The organism is Amycolatopsis palatopharyngis, from assembly GCF_003385185.1.
Taxonomy (GTDB): Bacteria; Actinomycetota; Actinomycetes; order Mycobacteriales; family Pseudonocardiaceae; genus Amycolatopsis; species Amycolatopsis palatopharyngis.
The window spans coordinates 14333-32031 of record NZ_PQHZ01000040.1; the positions used below are offsets into that span (position 1 = coordinate 14333).

The 17699-nt window shown below is 66.9% G+C and carries 19 protein-coding genes; 12 read left to right on the plus strand and 7 right to left on the minus strand.

Annotated elements, in window-relative coordinates:
• Position 1: 1 nt before the first annotated feature.
• From D0C15_RS24995 to D0C15_RS25015, 5 genes are read left to right on the plus strand one after another with little or no spacing between them, the layout of a single operon-like run.
• Positions 2-928 carry an ABC transporter permease gene (locus tag D0C15_RS24995; protein ID WP_116050063.1) on the plus strand — a complete coding sequence of 309 codons (927 nt, stop codon included), beginning with the start codon at positions 2-4 and terminating at the stop codon, positions 926-928.
• Complete coding sequence (locus D0C15_RS25000) at positions 925-1860, plus strand: ABC transporter permease (RefSeq protein ID WP_116050065.1); 936 nt, start codon at positions 925-927, stop codon at positions 1858-1860. The genes D0C15_RS24995 and D0C15_RS25000 overlap by 4 nt, the downstream gene beginning before the upstream one ends.
• Complete coding sequence (locus tag D0C15_RS25005; RefSeq protein WP_116050067.1) at positions 1857-2885, plus strand: ABC transporter ATP-binding protein; 1029 nt, start codon at positions 1857-1859, stop codon at positions 2883-2885. Before D0C15_RS25000 ends, D0C15_RS25005 begins: the two co-directional genes overlap by 4 nt.
• The gene (locus D0C15_RS25010) at positions 2878-3894 is read left to right on the plus strand and encodes an ABC transporter ATP-binding protein (protein ID WP_116050070.1); all 1017 of its coding nucleotides are present in this window, start codon (positions 2878-2880) and stop codon (positions 3892-3894) included. Before D0C15_RS25005 ends, D0C15_RS25010 begins: the two co-directional genes overlap by 8 nt.
• A complete protein-coding gene (locus tag D0C15_RS25015; protein ID WP_116050073.1) occupies positions 3891-4604 on the plus strand; it encodes a sulfite exporter TauE/SafE family protein in 714 nt (237 codons plus the stop codon). Before D0C15_RS25010 ends, D0C15_RS25015 begins: the two co-directional genes overlap by 4 nt.
• A gap of 76 nt (positions 4605-4680) precedes the next feature.
• On the opposite strand, the gene D0C15_RS25020 is transcribed toward D0C15_RS25015, so the two are convergent.
• Positions 4681-4947 (minus strand): hypothetical protein, encoded by a 267-nt coding sequence (locus D0C15_RS25020; RefSeq protein WP_116050075.1) that lies wholly within the window; start codon positions 4945-4947, stop codon positions 4681-4683.
• Positions 4948-5075: 128 nt separating this feature from the next.
• On the opposite strand from D0C15_RS25020, the gene D0C15_RS25025 reads away from it, so the two are divergent.
• A complete protein-coding gene (locus D0C15_RS25025) occupies positions 5076-5936 on the plus strand; it encodes a helix-turn-helix domain-containing protein (RefSeq protein WP_116050179.1) in 861 nt (286 codons plus the stop codon).
• 15 nt (positions 5937-5951) lie between these two features.
• Complete coding sequence (locus D0C15_RS25030; protein ID WP_116050077.1) at positions 5952-6146, plus strand: DUF397 domain-containing protein; 195 nt, start codon at positions 5952-5954, stop codon at positions 6144-6146.
• Here the strand turns inward: D0C15_RS25030 and D0C15_RS25035 are convergent.
• A complete protein-coding gene (locus tag D0C15_RS25035; RefSeq protein WP_245976210.1) occupies positions 6132-6725 on the minus strand; it encodes a Uma2 family endonuclease in 594 nt (197 codons plus the stop codon). The genes D0C15_RS25030 and D0C15_RS25035 overlap by 15 nt on opposite strands.
• A gap of 121 nt (positions 6726-6846) precedes the next feature.
• Entirely contained in the window at positions 6847-7572 is a 726-nt protein-coding gene (locus D0C15_RS25040; protein ID WP_116050083.1) for a Clp protease N-terminal domain-containing protein, read from the minus strand.
• Between the two features lie 132 nt (positions 7573-7704).
• Between D0C15_RS25040 and D0C15_RS25045 the strand changes: the two genes are divergently transcribed.
• A complete protein-coding gene (locus tag D0C15_RS25045; protein ID WP_245976211.1) occupies positions 7705-8406 on the plus strand; it encodes an HNH endonuclease family protein in 702 nt (233 codons plus the stop codon).
• A gap of 177 nt (positions 8407-8583) precedes the next feature.
• On the opposite strand, the gene D0C15_RS25050 is transcribed toward D0C15_RS25045, so the two are convergent.
• Positions 8584-10887 (minus strand): (Fe-S)-binding protein, encoded by a 2304-nt coding sequence (locus D0C15_RS25050; RefSeq protein WP_116050086.1) that lies wholly within the window; start codon positions 10885-10887, stop codon positions 8584-8586.
• A 157-nt stretch (positions 10888-11044) separates the two neighbouring features.
• Here D0C15_RS25050 and D0C15_RS25055 point away from each other — a divergent pair, with 157 nt between their 5' ends.
• Both D0C15_RS25055 and D0C15_RS25060 read left to right on the plus strand, forming a co-directional pair.
• Positions 11045-11617 carry a TetR/AcrR family transcriptional regulator gene (locus tag D0C15_RS25055; RefSeq protein WP_425455422.1) on the plus strand — a complete coding sequence of 191 codons (573 nt, stop codon included), beginning with the start codon at positions 11045-11047 and terminating at the stop codon, positions 11615-11617.
• Between the two features lie 36 nt (positions 11618-11653).
• Positions 11654-11980 carry a PIN domain-containing protein gene (locus tag D0C15_RS25060; RefSeq protein ID WP_116050088.1) on the plus strand — a complete coding sequence of 109 codons (327 nt, stop codon included), beginning with the start codon at positions 11654-11656 and terminating at the stop codon, positions 11978-11980.
• A gap of 36 nt (positions 11981-12016) precedes the next feature.
• Here D0C15_RS25060 and D0C15_RS25065 read toward each other — a convergent pair whose 3' ends face one another.
• Positions 12017-13168: an NAD-dependent epimerase/dehydratase family protein gene (locus tag D0C15_RS25065; protein ID WP_116050187.1), complete on the minus strand. Its 1152-nt coding sequence runs from the start codon at positions 13166-13168 to the stop codon at positions 12017-12019.
• A 157-nt stretch (positions 13169-13325) separates the two neighbouring features.
• Between D0C15_RS25065 and D0C15_RS25070 the strand changes: the two genes are divergently transcribed.
• Together D0C15_RS25070 and D0C15_RS25075 are read left to right on the plus strand one after the other, a co-directional pair.
• Positions 13326-14105 carry a class I SAM-dependent methyltransferase gene (locus D0C15_RS25070; RefSeq protein WP_116050091.1) on the plus strand — a complete coding sequence of 260 codons (780 nt, stop codon included), beginning with the start codon at positions 13326-13328 and terminating at the stop codon, positions 14103-14105.
• Positions 14105-14581: a GtrA family protein gene (locus D0C15_RS25075; RefSeq protein ID WP_116050094.1), complete on the plus strand. Its 477-nt coding sequence runs from the start codon at positions 14105-14107 to the stop codon at positions 14579-14581. The genes D0C15_RS25070 and D0C15_RS25075 overlap by 1 nt, the downstream gene beginning before the upstream one ends.
• On the opposite strand, the gene D0C15_RS25080 is transcribed toward D0C15_RS25075, so the two are convergent.
• Together D0C15_RS25080 and D0C15_RS25085 are read right to left on the minus strand one after the other, a co-directional pair.
• Positions 14526-16733 (minus strand): glycosyltransferase family 2 protein, encoded by a 2208-nt coding sequence (locus D0C15_RS25080; RefSeq protein WP_116050097.1) that lies wholly within the window; start codon positions 16731-16733, stop codon positions 14526-14528. The two genes, D0C15_RS25075 and D0C15_RS25080, sit on opposite strands and share 56 nt — an antisense overlap.
• Positions 16730-17677 carry an NAD-dependent epimerase/dehydratase family protein gene (locus tag D0C15_RS25085; protein ID WP_116050099.1) on the minus strand — a complete coding sequence of 316 codons (948 nt, stop codon included), beginning with the start codon at positions 17675-17677 and terminating at the stop codon, positions 16730-16732. The genes D0C15_RS25080 and D0C15_RS25085 overlap by 4 nt, the downstream gene beginning before the upstream one ends.
• Positions 17678-17699: the final 22 nt, after the last annotated feature.

The window sequence follows — 17699 nt, forward strand, 5'->3', positions numbered from 1 at the left end:
GATGGTCACCTTTCTGCGGCGCCGCATCGTTTCCAGCGCCATTCCGCTGCTCGTCGTGATCCTCGGCGTGTTCTTCCTGGCCCGCCTCACCGGGGATCCGGCCAACCTCTACCTCCCGCTCAGCGCCACGCCGGAGATGAGGGCGGACTTCGCCGCCCGCAACGGCTTCGACCAGCCGCTGATCGTGCAGTTCGGTGACTATCTCGCGCAGATAGTGCGGCTCGACTTCGGCGAGTCGCTGCGGACGGCGCAACCGGCCGCCGAGGCCGTGCTGCGGGCCTTCCCGGCCACGCTGCAACTCGCGGGCGTGACCATGCTGCTGGCGATCATCGGTGCGGTGATCGTCGGCAGCCTGGCCGCCTACCGGCCGAACTCACTGGCCGACCGGGTCGCGAGCTTCCTGTCGTCCACGGCGGCGAGCATGCCGGACTTCTGGTTCGCCATCATGGGTGTGCTGATCTTCTCGGTCACCCTCGGCTGGCTGCCGACCTCCGGCACGGTCGGTGCCGCGGCCTGGGTCCTGCCCATCGCGACACTGCTGATCCGGCCGTTCGGTGTGCTCGTCCAGGTGGTGCGCGGCGCCATGGTGTCCGCGCTGTCCGCGCCCTACATCAAGGTCGCCCGCAGCAAGGGAGCCAGCGAGCAGCGAGTGATCTTCGGGCATGCGCTGCGCAACGCGGGCGCTCCCGTGCTCACCGTCGCCGGTGACCTCACGGTCGGGCTGATCAATGGCGCGGTCGTGGTGGAGACGATCTTCGGCTGGCCAGGTATCGGCAAGCTGATGATCGACTCCATCCTGCAGCGCGACTTCGCCGTTCTGCAGGCCGCGGTGCTGCTGACCGCGTTGACGATTTTCGCGCTGAACATCCTCATCGACGTCTGTTATGCGCTGCTCGACGCACGGGTCCGACAGGGGGCACTGGCATGACCGGCACGAACGGGAAGGCAGGGCAGGTCATGGGAAGCAGGATGCTGTCCCTGTTGGGCAAGGACCGGTTCGCCAGTGTGGCCACCGGAGTGCTGATGTTCGTCGCGCTCTGCGCCGCCGTCGGGCCGACGCTGTTCGGCGACCTCGCGACGGAGCAGAACCTGCGGGCGGTCAACCTGCCCCCGCTGAGCATCGGCGAGGGCTGGGCGTTCCTGCTGGGCAGCGATTCGCTCGGCCGCAGTGTTCTCGCGCGGCTGATCGTCGCGGCCAGCACGACGATGTCGGTCGCGGTTCCCGCGGTACTCGCCTCCCTTGTGGTCGGCTCGATCTGGGGCATGTGGGCCGGGTTCCATCGCGGCTGGCGGGAGAACGTGTCGATGCGGATCGCCGACGTGATCCTCAGCTTCCCCTCGCTGCTGCTCGCGGTGGTGGTGCTCTACGTGTTCACCCCCAGCGTCGCCAACATCATCGCGGTGCTGGCGATCGCGCGGATCCCGATCTACCTGCGGACCGCGCGGGCGGAGTCGGCCGAACTGCAGAGCAGGCTCTTCGTCGACGCGGCAAGGACCTTCGGCACCGGCAACTGGTCCACGATCCGCAGGCACGTCGCGCCGATCGTGCTGCCCACGTTGCTCACCGTGGCCGCGGTGGACTTCTGTTTCGTGATGCTGACGGAGTCCTCGCTGAGCTTCCTCGGCATCGGTATCCAGCCGCCGGACGTCTCGTGGGGGCTGATGGTGGCCCAAGGCAGGCAGGAGTTGCAGACCGCGTGGTGGATCGCCGTGTTCCCCGGGCTGGCGATCGTCATCACCACCGTGTCGGCGACGATCATCGCGGCGTGGGCGAGGATCGCGACCGACCCGGGCCAGCGGTGGCGGCTGACCGTCCCGAAGCGCAAGCGTCGTGATCTGGCCGGAAAGGGGACCGCATGAGTATCGGTGACAGTGCCACGGCTGTGTCCACATTGGCCAATCAAGAGGGCAGGCCCGCGATGGACGTGCACGGGCTTTCGGTCGACATTCGCACCCCGGACGGACCGGTGCACGTCGTCCGCGACGTGAGCTTCTCCGTACGCTCCGGCGAAACCCTTGCCCTGCTCGGCGAGTCGGGCTGCGGCAAGAGTATGACCGCGCAGGCGATCGCCGGGCTGCTCGACCCGATCGCCGAGGTGGTCGACGGGCAGGTGTTCCTCGACGGCGAGGACGTCCTGCGGATGAGCAAGGCCCAGCGCCGGAAGGTCGCCGGACCGGAACTCGCAGTGGTGTTCCAGGACGCCCTGACGGCGCTGAATCCGGTGTTCACCGTCGGCTCGCAGCTGGCGGAACCATTCCGGATTCACGAGAAGCTCTCCCGTCGCGAGGCGAAGGAGCGGGCGATCGAGCTGATGGAACGGGTCGGCATCCCGGAGCCGCGCTCGCGGGCGAACGCCTACCCGCACCAGTTCTCCGGTGGTATGCGGCAGCGGCTGCTGATCGCGATGGCCGTGGCACTGCGTCCCTCGGTGCTGCTGGCAGACGAGCCCACCACCGCGCTCGACGTCACCGTGCAGGCGCAGATCATGGAGCTGCTCGCCGACCTGCGTACCGAGACGCGGATGGCGCTCGTGCTCATCACCCACGACCTCGCCGTGGTCGCTGAGCAGGCTGACCAGGTGGCCGTCATGTACGCGGGGTCCATTGTGGAAACCGGGCCGGTCGCCGAGGTCTTCGGCAACCCCCGGCATCCGTACACGCGCGGGCTGCTCGACTCGGTGCCAGCCGACGCCGAGCGGGGGACGCGGCTGCGTTCCATCGAGGGCAGCCCACCGCAGCTGGCGGCGATCCCCTCCGGCTGTGCGTTCCGTACCCGTTGTCCGATGGCGCGCGACCTGTGCGCCACCGACCCGCCACCGCTCGCGGAGACGGGCGTAGGACGGGCGTCGGCCTGTCATTTCTGGAAGGAGCTCGCCGATGCCTGAGCCTTCGCATGCGCCGCTGCTCGAGGTCAGCGACCTGAGCAAGAGTTTCCGCGTGCCGAGGAGCGCGTCGGGCAGCACCCGGCTGCAGGCGCTCGACGGCGTGAACCTGCGGCTCGATCGCGGGGAAACACTGGGCCTTGTCGGGGAGTCGGGCTGCGGCAAGTCGACACTCGCCCGAGTTCTGCTGATGCTCGAACGGCCCGACTCCGGCACCGTCCGGTTCGACGGTGTGGATCCCTTTTCCTTGCGGGGCAAGGAGCTGCTCGCCTGGCGCCGCCGGGTGCAGATGGTGTTCCAGGACCCGTTCGCCTCACTCAACCCACGGCTCAACGCGGCGGACCTGATCGGCGAGCCGTGGCGTACGCACCGCGATCTGGTACCGCCCAAGCGGCGCGAGCAGCGAGTGCGGGAACTGCTGGACATGGTCGGACTGCGACCTGGCGACGCGCAGCGCTACCCGCAGGAGTTCTCCGGCGGACAGCGCCAGCGGATCGGGATCGCGCGGGCGCTGGCGCTCGACCCCGACGTGATCATCTGCGACGAGCCGGTGTCGGCGCTGGACCTCTCGGTGCAGGCACAGGTGCTGAACCTGTTGACCGACCTGCAGGCCGAGTTGGGCGTGGCGTACGTGTTCATCTCGCACGACCTCTCGGTCGTCCGGCACGTCGCCGACCGCGTGTCGGTGATGTACCTCGGCAGGGTCGTCGAGACGGGTCCGACGGAGGAGGTGTTCGGGACGCCCCGGCACCCCTACACCGCGGCCCTGCTCTCCGCCGCTCCCACGCTGGCTCCGGCACTGGCAGGCAGCCGGGAGCGGATCGTGCTCTCCGGCGAGGTGCCCTCGCCGGTCGATCCGCCTTCGGGCTGCCGGTTCCGCACCCGCTGCTGGCGGGCCGAGGACGTGTGCGCGCAGGTCGTCCCGGTGGACGAGGCGGGCGCGGGCCAGCCGTCGCATGCGGCCGCCTGCCACCTGCCCCTCGAGGTGGTGACGGCCGGCATCGCCCGATGAGCGTCACGGCCTTCGCGATCGCGGCGTTCGCCGTGCTGCTGGGGGCGTGCCTGCAGGGCGCGCTCGGCTTCGGCCTCGGCATGCCCGGCGGGCCGATCCTCGCCCTGCTCGACCCGACCCTGATTCCGGGGCCGCTGTTGCTGCTCGCGACCGCGCTGACGTTGATCGTCGCGGTCCGCGAACGGGCGGAGCTGGATCTTTCGGGAGCGAAGTGGGCGCTGCTCGGCCGGGTGCCGGGGACGGTCGCGGGCGCCGCGATGGTCGCGTACCTGCCCGCCAGGATCCTCGCGCTGGTGCTGGCGGGCGTGGTGCTGACCGGCACGGCGATCAGCGCGTTCGGCTGGGTACCGAGGCCCACCAGAAACGCGGTGATCGTCGCCGGGATGGCCTCGGGCGCCATGGGCACGGCAACCGCGATCGGCGGCCCACCGATGGCCCTCGTCTGGCAGGACTCGGCAGCGGCCAGCCGACGCGCGACGATGAGCGCCTTCTTCCTGGCAGGCTGCGTCATGTCGGTAGCCGCCCTGACCGTCTCCGGAACCATCACCCCCACCACGGTGGTGTCAGCCGCCCAGCTCCTCCCCTTCCTCCTGCTCGGCTACGGCGCCAGCCTCCTCCTGAACCGCCACCTCAACCAGGCGAAACTCCGCACCCTGGCCCTGACCCTCTCCGCCACCGGCGCCACCCTCCTAGCCCTCCGCCAGCTCTAACCCGACTTTGCAGTTCCAGGGCCCGACTTTGCAGTTCCGGTGGCCGAGTTGGCAGTTCTGGTGGCCGAGTTGGCACTTACAGCCCGGAATCGGACGCGGCACAGTCGCCGGCCCCGGGCGGCAGCGACGACGTGAGCTGGTCGTCCCAGCCGTCGTCCCACTCCAGCCGGACTTCGGTGATCACCGAGTACAACCGCAGCGCCGCCTTCGCGGACTCGTGTACCCCGAACTGGTCGCGCGGGCGGTAAGTGATCGCCTCGTCCCCCATGTCGATTCCGACGGCGAAGACATCCTGGTCGTTCTCCGGATTGACGAGGGTGAACAGTCGTGGCCTGCAACGCATGCCGGACCTCCGATTCCTGGTTCCACTGTGGACCACCTGGAGTGTCCGGCCGGGAAGCCGGAGTCCGCCGCGCCGAAAACCGGGAATCCCGCATTTCGCCGTCCCGGTGCGATCATGAGCTGATCACTGTGCGTGGGGAGGACATCACCGTGGCGGGGCGGAGCAGCCCATCGTTTCGCAAACGCCGGCTGGGGCGGCGGCTGCGGCAACTTCGCGAGTCGGCCGGTTTGACGCTGGAGGAGGCGGCGCCCCGGCTCGACAAGGCGCGCAGCAGCCTGCACCGGATCGAGAACGGCGAGACCAGGGCCGACGTGCACCTGGTCCGTTCCATGATGGACCTCTACGACCAGTACGACCCCGGCCTGCTCGATCTGGCCAGAGACGCGGCAAAGAAGGGCTGGTGGCGCCAGTACGGCCTGAAGGATCTGGGATACGTCGACGTCGAGACCGAAGCGAGCAGGACACGCGAATTCCAGCTGATCAACGTTCCGGGACTGCTCCAGACCGAGTCCTACATGCGGCCGCAATTCATGTCAGCACACCGCCCGCCTCGTAAGGATGAACTGGACAACGCGGTCGCCGTGAGGCTGTACCGTCAGCAACGGTTGACCAGTGAAGCGCAGCCGCTGCACCTGCACGCGATAGTCGACGAGGCTGTTCTGCGGCGCCAGGTCGGCGGCGTCGAGGTCATGCGAGAGCAACTCGAGCACCTGATCATGGCGTCCGAACTTCCGACAGTGCTGCTGCAGGTGATTCCGTTGGGCCTGGGTTCCCATGCCGCGATGAACGGAGCCTTCACCATACTCAGCTTTCCCGACCCTGGAGAGCCGGACTCGTTCTACGTTGAGTACCCGACGGGCTCAGTACACATTGAGAAGGCTGACCAGGTCCAAGAGGGTATCCTCTTGTTCGAGCATCTTGGCGCTACGGCTTTGTCGCCTGCGGAGTCGGTTGAGCTTGTCGGCCAGGTGCTTTCGGAGTCGACGTAGCCAGAACGGGGAGCCATGCTGCTGAGCGAAGCAAAGTGGCGTAGGAGTAGTCGGTCCGGTCAGGGCAACGGCGGCAACTGCGTCGAGGTGGCCTTCCTCGCCCCGCAGGTCGCAGTGCGCGATTCCAAGCTCCCCGCCGGTGGCGCGCTGGTCCTCACCCCCGCCGCGTGGCGACACTTCTCCGCGAAAGTGCGGTCAGAGGTCGAGTAGTTCGACCGGGTCGAAGGACACCTCGAACGGCTCGGTGACCTCGAACAGTTCGCCCGCGGCTGCTTCCGCGACGGTCACGTACTCGCCGTCGGTCAGCCGGGAGAGTCGCAGGCTGGCGAACTCCTGCTGCAGGTCTGCCTGTGCGAGCAGGTAGTACGGGATGCCAGCCTCGGCGCACATGGCGGGCTTGTCGATCCGATCCCTGTTCCGGCTGGACGGGGAGACGAACTCACCGACCAGCAGGGCATCGCCCGAAGGGACCCAAACACCGGTCTGGGCGCGGTTGAGCACCGTGATGTCCGGCTGGATCCAGCGTTGTGCGCCGAACATCAAGTTGACCGAGGGGTAGACCCGGCATCCGGACGCCCGCACGGGGGCGTCGATGAGCATCGCGAGGCGCAGCATGCCGTAGCCAGTGGGGCTGGCCTCGTACGGGCTCATTACCAGCTTTCCGTCTACGCACTCGTACTTGACCGGCGGTGCACCATCGATCGGAAGATAGCGCTCGGCGAACGTCGTCGTCCAAATACCCGCGAGATCGACTAGTGGGTCGAACGGTCGTTGGGTTGCGGCCGCCACCGTCTGCGCACCTCCAAACCTCAGAGTCGAGGTCGATTCACCAGTCGGTTGACCGGTGTCTTTACTTCCGGCGATGCCAGAAGTAAAGCTAGCGTAGCTGTTAACCATGGTCGTGAGCTGATCAGTCGGCGTCCTCGTCGAGGGCCTTGATGATCGCGGCCTCGATGTTCGCCTTGTCGATCCCGAGATCGTTGAGAGTGCCGGTCCCGCCCTCCAACTCCAGTAGGGCGAGCAGGATGTGCTCGGTGCCGATGTAGTTGTGGCCAAGCCGCAAAGCCTCCCGAAAGGTGAGCTCCAGCGCCTTCTTCGCCTGGGAGGTGTACGGCACGAGTTCCGGAACCTCGTCGGCGGCGGCGGGCAGCCTGTCGGTCACGGCCTGCCGAAGGGTTTCAAGCGCCACGCCCTGCGCGAGGATCGACTTGACGGCGAGGGCGTCCTGATCGTGCGTCAGGCCCAGGATCAGATGTTCGGGCTGGATCGTCACGTTGCCGACCTGTTGTGCCTCGTTCTGCGCTGCCACGACCACGTTCCTGGCCTGTTCGGTGAACCTGCTGAAGCCCTGGCTGGGATCCAGGTCGTTCGGTTCGCCGGACGTCTTGGGCACGAACCGTTTTTGCGCGGCCTGTTTGGTGACGCCCATGCTCTTGCCGATCTCTGTCCAGGAGGCACCCGATCGTCGTGCTTGGTCGACGAAGTGTCCGATCAGGTGGTCTGCCACCTCACCGATGTGATCGGCGACGAGTACGGCGTCGGTGAGCTGTTCGAGCGCGTCGGAGTGGACCGTCTTGATGGAGTCGATGAGTTCGTCGAGACGGATCGGGCTGGTCATCGGAATCGGATTCGCCATACGTCAACCCTAGGTTGACGACTTGGTATCCGTCAACCCGAAGTTGACGACTCGCTCGCCTGTGCCCGCCTGCCAGCACTGTCGGTGCCTCCGGGTAATTTCCGACCTCCAAGATCAACGAAGGGTGTGTGGGTGAAGAAGCAGAAGACGTGGGTGTCCACGCTGGTTCTGGTGGCGGCCGTGGTGGCGACGCTGGTCTGGCAGGGCGACGAGTTCCTCGGGACCGCCGAGTCGTCCGGCTCATCCGAGTCTTCGGAGTCCGCCGCGCCTCCCGCGGGCAGCGGCGAACCGCCCGGCATCCCGGACAGCGACACGGCGAAGCGCCGGCTCGCCGAGTTGGCAGTGGCGCCCGACGGGTCCATGGCTGGATACGACCGGGAGAAGTTCCCGCACTGGAGCAGTCAGGGCGACAACTGCAACACCCGTGAGGTCGTGCTGGAGCGTGACGGCACCGACGTGCAGGCGGGCAAGAACTGCGCCCCCACCACTGGCAACTGGTACAGCGCGTACGACGGCGCGACCTGGACCGACCCCGCCGACCTGGACATCGACCACGTCGTCCCGCTGGCCGCCGCGTGGCGCAGCGGCGCGTCCGGGTGGACCGACGACCGGCGCGGCGACTTCGCCAACGACCTCGACGGCCCGCAGCTAATCGCCGTGACCGACAACGTCAACCAGGAGAAGGGCGACAAGTCGCCGGACCAGTGGAAGCCGCCGTCTGTGTCCTACTGGTGCACCTACGCCAGCATGTGGGTCACCGTGAAGCACAAGTGGGAACTCACGATCAGCGACATGGAGCAGAAGGCGCTGACCAGCATGCTGGGCCGCTGCTGACGCACTTTCCCGGGAAAGTGCGAGACGGCAACGCTGGGAGCTGGCCTTATTCGCCCGGGGCGTCGCACTTTCCCGGGAAAGTGCGATGGGTGCAAACGCAAGGAGGGCACTTTCCCGGGAAAGTGCCCCGGTGAAAGTGCCCTCCTTGGTGCCTTCTGAAGGCGTGCGGTTGTGCCGCTACTGCTTGTCTTCCTCCGCCTGCGGTGTGCCGGACGGTGCCTCGTCGGTGGGCACGTCCGCCTTGCCGTCGGCCTCGGCCTCGCCGCCGATCTCCGGGGCGCCGACGGGAACCGCCTTGGCCGGTGTGCGCTTGACCGAGGACAGCAGCAACTGCGCCACGTCCACGACCTCGACGTTCTCACTGGCGAGGCCGTCGTTCTGCCGTGCGGTGACGCCATCGGTGAGCATCACGCGACAGAACGGGCAACCGGTCGCGATCTTCGACGGGGCGGTGCCGAGGGCCTCGTCCACGCGGTCGACGTTGATCCGCTTGCCGATCTTCTCTTCCATCCACATCCGCGCGCCGCCCGCGCCACAGCACATGGACCGGTCGCCGTGGCGAGGCATCTCGCGGAACTGTGCGCCGGAGGCTCCGACCAGCTCACGCGGAGCGTCGTAGACCTTGTTGTGCCTGCCGAGGAAGCAGGGGTCGTGGTAGGTGACGTCGTCGGCGATCGGGGCCACCGGGACCAGCCGCTTCTCCCGCACCAGGCGGTTCAGCAACTGGGTGTGGTGCACGACCTCGTACTGTCCGCCGAGCTCCGGGTACTCGTTGGCGAGCGTGTTGAAGCAGTGCGCGCAGGTCACCACTACCTTGCGCTTGAGCGGCTCAGTGTCCTCGAACACCGAGTTCAGCACCTCGACGTTCTGCTGCGCCAGCATCTGGAACACGAACTCGTTGCCCGCGCGCCGTGCCGGGTCACCGGTGCAGGTCTCCTCCGGGCCGAGCACCGTGTACTTGACGTCGGCCATGTGCAGCAGCTCGGCGACCGCTCGGGTGGTCTTCTTCGCACGGTCCTCGAACGCACCGGCACAACCGACCCAGAACAGGTACTCGGTGTCCCCGAACTCGCCGTCGAACACCGGGACCTCGAAGTCGAGATCCTCCGTCCACTGCAGACGGTCCTTGGCGTTCTGGCCCCAGGGGTTGCCCTTGTTCTCCAGGTTCTTGAACATCCCGTTCAGCTCGGTCGGGAAGTTCGACTCGATCATCACCTGGTAGCGGCGCATGTCGACGATGTGGTCGACATGCTCGATGTCCACCGGGCACTGCTCGACGCAGGCACCACAGTTGGTGCAGGACCACAGGACCTCGGGGTCGATGACGCCCAGCTCGTCCGGGCCGCCGATCAGCGGACGCTCGGCCTCGGCCAGCGCGAGCACGTCGATCCCGGCGTGGCGCTCCTCGTCGGTGTCGCCCTTGAGGCCGATCTCCTCGCCGGTCATGTCCTTCTTGCCGCCGGCCAGCAGGTACGGCGCCTTCGCGTAGGCGTGGTCGCGCAACTGCGTGATCAGCAGCTTCGGTGAAAGCGGCTTGCCGGTGTTCCACGCGGGGCACTGCGACTGGCAGCGGCCGCATTCGGTACAGGTGGAGAAGTCGAGCCAGCCCTTCCAGCTGAAGTCCTCGACCTGGCCCGCGCCGAAGACGTCCTTCTCCGGGTCCGCCTCCTCGAAGTCGAGTGGCTTGCCGTCGCTCATCATCGGCTTGAGCCTGCCGAGCGCGACGCTGCCGTCGTCCTCACGCTTGAAGTAGATGTTGAAGAACGCGCTGAACCGGTGCCAGGCGATGCCCATGGTCATGTTCTTCGACACCACGATGACCCAGACCATCGCGCTCATCAGCTTGATGAAGGCCATGATCGAGACGAAGGCGCCGCTGGCGGGCAGTAGGTCACCGACGGGGTTGGTGAGGAACGCGGCCCACGTGGGCACCTCGTGCACGCCCATCGCGGCCTTGCCGGCGCGCACACCGAGGATGCCGAGACCCTCGATGATCACCACAGCCTCGACGAAGTACGCCCAGGCGAAGTTCGAGCCCGCGAAGCGCGACTGACGGTCGGGACGGCGCGGGTTGTTCAGCTGGCGGATGACCGCGAGCGCGATACCGCCGACGACCGTACCGATGCCCAGCAGCTCCATCAGCAGATGCCAGACGGCGATGTCGTCCAGGATCGGCCAGCCCCAGGTCGGAACGAAGACCTCGCCGTAAGCCTCGAACAGCGCCAGCGAGCCGATCAGGAAGCCCCACATCACCAGCCAGTGCCATGGGCCGACGTGGCGCAGCTTGTTCATCCGCGTGTGCGCCGCGAACTCCTTGATCAGCGTCTTCATCCTGGGGACGAACGGACCGTTACGGGTCGAGTCCGGCTGCCCGAGGCGGATCGTCTTGACCATGCGCATGATCGTGAGCACGAACATGCTCCACGCGACGACGCTGATCGCGAGTGCGATCCCGCCGAGCGTGATCTGTACAGCGCCCATGGGGAGGGGCCTTTCGTTCGGGGCTTCGCGGTGGTGTCCGGGAGCGTATCTCTTCTTACTGATGAGTAACGGATGAGCGGGGCCTAAGTCCCTCTGATGTGGTGCAGGCCTCGATAACTTCCGGGACGATCGTTCAGCTACTCTGGGCAAAGATCTTATGGGAGGTGCCGTGCAACCGCAGCCCGACGGACGCAAGGCGCGAGGTGAGAAGCGCAGGGCGGAGATCATCGCCGCCGCGCTCCGGGTGATCGAGCGGGACGGGGTCGCCGGGGTGACGCACCGGACCGTCGCGGCCGAGGCAGGCGTGCCGACGACGTCGACCACTTACCACTTCGCGAGCCTGGACGACCTGCTGATGGCCACGTTGATCAGCTGTGCACGGGATATGGCGACCGAGGTCTACTGGATGATCGACCGCGCCCGCTCGCGGGGCAGCGGTGGCGCCGCCGAGGTGGCGAACCTGCTGGCCGAGGCGCTGGGGCCACAGCGCGGCCGCACGATGGCCGAGTACGAGCTGTACCTGCTCGCCTCCCGCCGCCCCGAGTTGCGGCCCGCGGCACGACGCTGGCTCGACGTGCTCACGTCGATGGTGCGCCACGACGACGAGGTGGCGTTCCGAGTGTTCCTGGCGGGTATCGACGGCCTGCTGATCCAGGGCCTCATCGACGACGAGCCGCCGACAGCCGAGGAACTCCGTCCGGTGGTCGACTACCTGCTCAAGCCCCGCTGACGGCGACTCGGAGGCATCAAAGCATCAACGGTCGCCTTGCCTTGGCACACCATCCTCGGATTCGTCCGGATCACGTCCAACGCCAAGGTGTTCGACCCTCCGGTACCGGTCAGGCAGGCATGGGACCGGGTGACCGAATGGCTCGACCAGCCTGCAGCCTGGATCCCCGCACCCACAGATGTTCACCAGCAGCGCTTTGGTGAATTCGTCGACGAGTTCACGCTCACCAGCGCACTGGTGCCGGACGCTCACCTTGCCGCGCTGGCGGCCGAACACGGGCTCGTCGTGGTGTCGGCTTACCAGGGCTTTGCGCGCTTCGCCGAGGCGGGGCTCGTGCGCTGGCTCGACCCGATGTCCACCTGACGCAGCCAGGGTCACCCTGGCTGCGTCAGGCGTGCCCTAGTTCTTCGCTCGGGTCCAGTTGACCCTGGGCAGCATCTTGTCGGGCTCGACGCGGTGCTTGTTGTCCTCCACCGCGGGGAACATCGACTCGATCAGCGTGTCGGAGAGCAGATGCGGCTGCAGACCCAGCTCGATGAGTCCGGTGTGCTTGACGTTGTAGTAGTGCTCCGGCTTCTCGACGCGCGGGTTCTCCAGATGCTCGATCTGCACCGGCCCGGGGAAGTGTTTCGCGACCAGTTCGGCGATTTGCTTCACCGACATGCTCTCGGTCATCTGGTTGAACACGCGGAACTCACCCGCCTCGGCAGGGTGCTCCACCGCGAGCCTGATGCATTCGACGGTGTCCCTGATGTCGATCAGGCCCCTGGTCTGTCCGCCGGTTCCGTACACGGTCAGCGGCAGGCCGAGCACGGCCTGGATCACGAAGCGATTCAGCACCGTGCCGAAAACCGCGTCGTAGTCGAATCGGGTCGCCAGCCGCGGGTCCAGTGCTGTCTGCTTGGTGCGCTGGCCGTAGACGACACCCTGGTTCAGGTCGGTCGCACGTAGTCCCCACACGCGGCACGCGAACTCCATGTTGTGCGAGTCGTGCACCTTGCTCAGGTGATAGAACGACCCCGGCCGCTTCGGGTACAGCACCCGGTCCTTGCGACCGTTGTGTTCGACCTCGAGCCAGCCTTCCTCGATGTCGATGTTGGGCGTTCCGTATTCGCCCATCGTGCCCAATTTGACCAGATGGATATCGGGGTTCGTTTCGGCGATCGCGAACAGCAGATTGAGAGTGCCGACCACGTTGTTGTGCTGGGTGTAGACGGCGTGTTCGCGATCGATCATCGAATACGGCGCGGCTCGCTGTTCGGCGAAATGCACCACCGCGTCCGGTTTGAACTCCCGCAGCACGTCGTAAACGAACTCAGCGTCGAGCAGATCGCCGGTGTAAACCGGGATCTCCTTACCGGAAACCTCTTTCCAGGCGGCTGCTCGGACATCGAGATCCTCGATGGCGACGAGACTCTGCACACCGAGTTCCTCGTCGTACCGTCTGCGGGCGAAGTTGTCGAGCACGGCGGTCTCGTGACCGCAGTCGGACAGGTGCAGGGCGGTTGGCCACCCGAGGTAGCCATCACCGCCGAGGACGAGGACTCGCACCAGCTGTGCCTCCACAATCGACTTCAAGATCGCACGGCAGGCATTGTGCCAGCCGCTTCCACCCTGATTTCGTTTCCACCTTGGACTAGTTGTTGCCGATCGACAACCCACCTGACAGGGCGTGAAACGGGTGTGAACCACGCCCGCTGTCCTTTGCATGGAGAATGGCGGTGACGGCTGCACGACCCGACCGAGGGGATGTCCTGTGCACGACAGTTCCGGAGCGTTCACCAGTGCCACCGGCCGCGGCCTCGAAGGAGGTGCGGACCAGCCCCGGTATCGCCGCTACCAGCACGATCTGATCGCCCCACACTGCGGTCGTTCGGTGCTGGAGGTCGGAGCGGGCCTTGGCGAGTTCGCCGCCCAGTTCGAGGGCCTGGACAGACTCGTCGTGACCGACGTCGATCCCGGCGCTGTCGAGGTACTCCGGGAGCGGTTCGCGGACCGCCCGGAGGTGCGGGCCATGCAGTTCGAGGCCGGTACCGAGCTGGAGCTGGACGAACCGGTGGAATCGCTGATCGCGATCAACGTGCTCGAACACATTGAGGACGATTCGGGCACGCTGACCTCGCTCGCGAAACTGGTCCAGCCCGGCGGAAGCCTGGTCATCTGGGTGCCCGGCTACCAACAGCTCTACGGCGACTTCGACCGCAAGGTGGGGCACGTGCGGCGCTACACCCCCGCGACACTGGCGGCGGCCGCACAAGAGGCAGGGCTCGAGGTTGAGCTGACGAAGCCGGTGAACCTGCTCGGTGGAATCGCTTGGTGGGCCGCGGTGCGCAAGGGTGGAACCGGGTCGCCGAACCCGAAACTCGTCGCTGTCTACGACCGCTTCGTGGTGCCACTGACCAGAGTCATCGAACGTTTCGTGCGCATTCCCTTCGGGCAGTCCGTGCTCTGCGTCGCGCGCAGGCCGAGGGAGGAGGTCACCGGCTGATGGTGCCGAATCGCCTGCGAAGTGCACGCGCACTGTTGTGGGGCCGCTACACCGCGTCCTCTGTGATCGCGGCCGCCATCAGTGAGGCCGCCTTCCTGATCAGTTACGGCCTCGGGGCGCTGCCGGTGTTCGCGAGTGGGATCGCCTGGGCGGCAGGTGCCGTGCCGAACTACCTGTTGAACCGGTACTGGGCCTGGCGGCAGACCGGTCGCGCGGACCCCAGCCGCGAGCTACTGCCGTACGCGATCATCGTCATCATCACCGCGGCGACCGCCGCCGCTGTCACCACCGTCGCCGACGCCTGGCTGCGGGACAGGGTCGAGTCGCACACCTGGCAGGTCCTGCTCGTCGGCGCGGTCTTCCTGGCTACCTACGGGTTCATGTTCGTGCTGAAGTTCGTGCTGTTCAACCGGTATGTGTTCAACGGCGGGCAGGACGACGCAACACGTACTCCCGCAACCAGGTCCCGGTCATGACGCGCGCGTAGTTGGTGCCGTAGACCAGGCTGTGTCCCTTCTTGCTCTTGCCGTTCCCGCGCAACCGCATGCTCATCGGCAGTTCGACAACCCGAGCGCGGTGGGCCAGTACGCCCAGCAGCAGCTCCGAGGACTGGTACTGCGGTTCGCGCAGTGTCACGGAGCAGGCGAGTTCGGCCCGCATGGCACGAAAACCGAACGAAGTGTCGGTGATTCGGCGCCAGGTCAGGAGCGAGGCGAGGGTGGCGAAAACCCGCACGCCCAGCCACCGCATGCGGCTGTCGGCCTGTTCGCTACCCATCCTGCGTGACCCGGTGACGAAGTCGGCGGACCCGTCCAGCAACGGCTCCATCAGCATCGGCAGTTCGTCGTTGTCGTACTGACCGTCCGCGTCGGTGGTGACGACATATTCGGCGCCCCCGGCCGAGGCGAGGTGATAGCCGAGCCGCAGTGCCGCGCCCTGCCCTCGATTGCGTGCTGCCACGCAGACATGCGCCCCGTGGTCGGCCGCTATCTTCGCGGTGTCGTCGGTCGCACCATCGACGACGACGAGCACCGACACGGGCAACTCACCGCAGTGCTTCGGCATGTCCCGCAGTACCGGCCCGATCCCGGCCGCCTCGTTGTACGCCGCGATCACCACGACCAGTGGCGACAGCGGAGATCTGCCGTAACGCTCCCGAAAGTCCGCGATGGCCGCGAAATCCACATCGTCCGGAAAGGCGGCCAGCTTGGTCCTGCCTTTTCTTGGTCGCATACGCCTGCCCATGAGTGCTGTGAGGCCGATCGCGCCGCCGAGGGGCAGCAGCACGAGAGCCGGTAACTGGTAACGCCAGGAGAATTCGAACGCCGCCGAGCCGAGTAGGAGGGTCAGCCCGCTGCCGGTGGCGAGCAGTGCGGCCGAGCGCAGGCCGGAACGCCGGGCACGGCCCACCCCCGCACCCGCCGCGAGTCCGAGCAGCCCGGCCAGCGCGAGCAGTGGTCCCGGTGTGTAGCCGATGCTGAGCTGGTAGCCACGCAGGAAGCGGGCAAGGCCGGGGTCGACCGACGTGGTCTCCCCGTCGTGGAGGAGTGCCGCGCGATCAGCGAGGCCGTTGCCGACCTCGTCGTCGAACACCGGGTAATCCGGTTGAAACTGCCACCGGTCCACCGGCACGTCGTTGGGGGACGTGGTCTTCGTCGGTGCGAAGTTCTTCGCGAAGTCCTCCAGTACGGCCAGTGCGAAGTCGACCGGCTGGTTGCGCAGGACGATCATCCCGAACTCGTCCGCGAGTTCCTGTTTGCTGCGTCCAGGCGGAAGCGGGCCGGGAAAGTCGGGGTCGCCGTAGACGTAGTGGGTGTAGTGGTCGACGCCCTGCCGCTGCTCGACCGGGGTCGAGGGGCAGAAGCGGGCCAGTGTCTTGTCGAGCGGCAGCTCGTCGCACTTCGCGAACGTCGCGGTACGCCCGTAGAGCACATGTGACGACGCACCGGTCAGGCCCCACTCGCCGGTGGCGGAACGGAAGTAGCCCGCGTAGGACACGATCACGACGGCGAATCCCAGCAAGCAGGCCGTACCTCGTACCGCGATGCGGCGCCAGCCCGCACGATTACGCCAGGCCCCACCGGCCGTGATCAGGTAGAGCACGACCGGAACCAGAACGGTGGCTCCGATGGTGCGCGTCATTATCGCGGCGCCCAGCAGCAGACCGGCGATGGCAGTCCGTCGCCAGCTCGGCTCGCCGCGGCCGAGTAGTAGCCAGAGCACGCCGACCAGCAGTGCCTGGAACCAGACCTCGGACATGATGTTCTGTTCGATCTGGAGCTGGTAGGCGTCGAGCAGTACGACCGCGGCGACGATCGCGGCGAGCCAGCGGGGCACGTTGTGCCGTATCGCGAGTGCGTACAACGCGACGGCGATGCCGAGTCCGAGCAGGTGCTGCACCGCCGCGGTGAACGCGAGCCCACCGATCGAAAGCAGTGGCCCAAGGACGAGGTCGTAGCCGATGGGGTTGAGCTGGTCGGGACGCAGGGCGTCCACATTGGCCAGGTACCGGAATGAGTCGATGTAGAGCAGGGCAGGCTGGTACGCCAGCCAGGTCAGTACCCGAAGGACGATTCCGGCGGCGAGCAGTACGCACAGCAGCCAATGGCGGCGAAGGAGTCCGGTCACTCGCTCACGGTCCGCCCTTCGTGTTCGAGGAAGTACTTCCAGACCCTCGTCAGCCCCTCCCCGAGCTCGACGGACGGCCGGTAGCCGATGGTCTGTGCACTGCGGGAAACGTCGACCACCACGGCGGGCATCTCGCCCTTCGGCGCGGGAACGTGTTCCACGGGCAGCGGGGCGCCGGTGACCGCGCGGACCGTCTCGATCAACTCGAGTACGGACACCGATCTGCCCGAACCGAGGATCGCGCGCCCGGAATACCGGGAGTCCCAGGCGAGCAGGATTCCGTGCACGATGTCGTCGAGGTTGACCAGATCGCGGCACTGCAGGCCATCGCCGTAGACACGGACGCCGGTTCCGTTCAGCGCCGCACGCATCAGCCTCGGTACGAAACTGTCCTTATGGGACATTCCGGGTCCGTACACATTGGTGAACCGCAATGCGCTGGCAGCGATGCCGTATGCGCCGGAGTAGCCGGACAGCAACATCTCGCAGGCGGCCTTGGTCGCGCCGTACGGAGTGAGCGGCCGCAGGGGCATGTCCTCGGTGATCGTCGAGGTGCCCACGTCGCCGACGACCGCGTTCGTGGATGCCAGGACGAACCTCGGCACGTCGTGGATCCTGGCGAGTTCGAGCAGTTCCTGGGTGGTCGCGACGTTCTCGGAATAGGTGCTGGCCGGCAGCTCCACCGAACGCAGCACGGAGGTCAGCGCGGCGAGGTGGACGATGCCGTCCGTGCCAGGCACGACCGCGGCCTCGCGGACGTCCGGGTCGGCGAGGTCGCCCTCGATCGCGGTGATCCCGTCATCCTCGGTCACCAGGGGTTCCCGGTCGACGACGGTGACTCGCGCGCCTCTCTCCCGGAACGCGGCGACCACCGCTCTGCCGATAAAACCGCAGCCGCCGGTAACCACGACACGGGTCAGGTCCGAAGCGCTCGGGGCAACCATGGGGTCAAAGTACCTTCGTGCT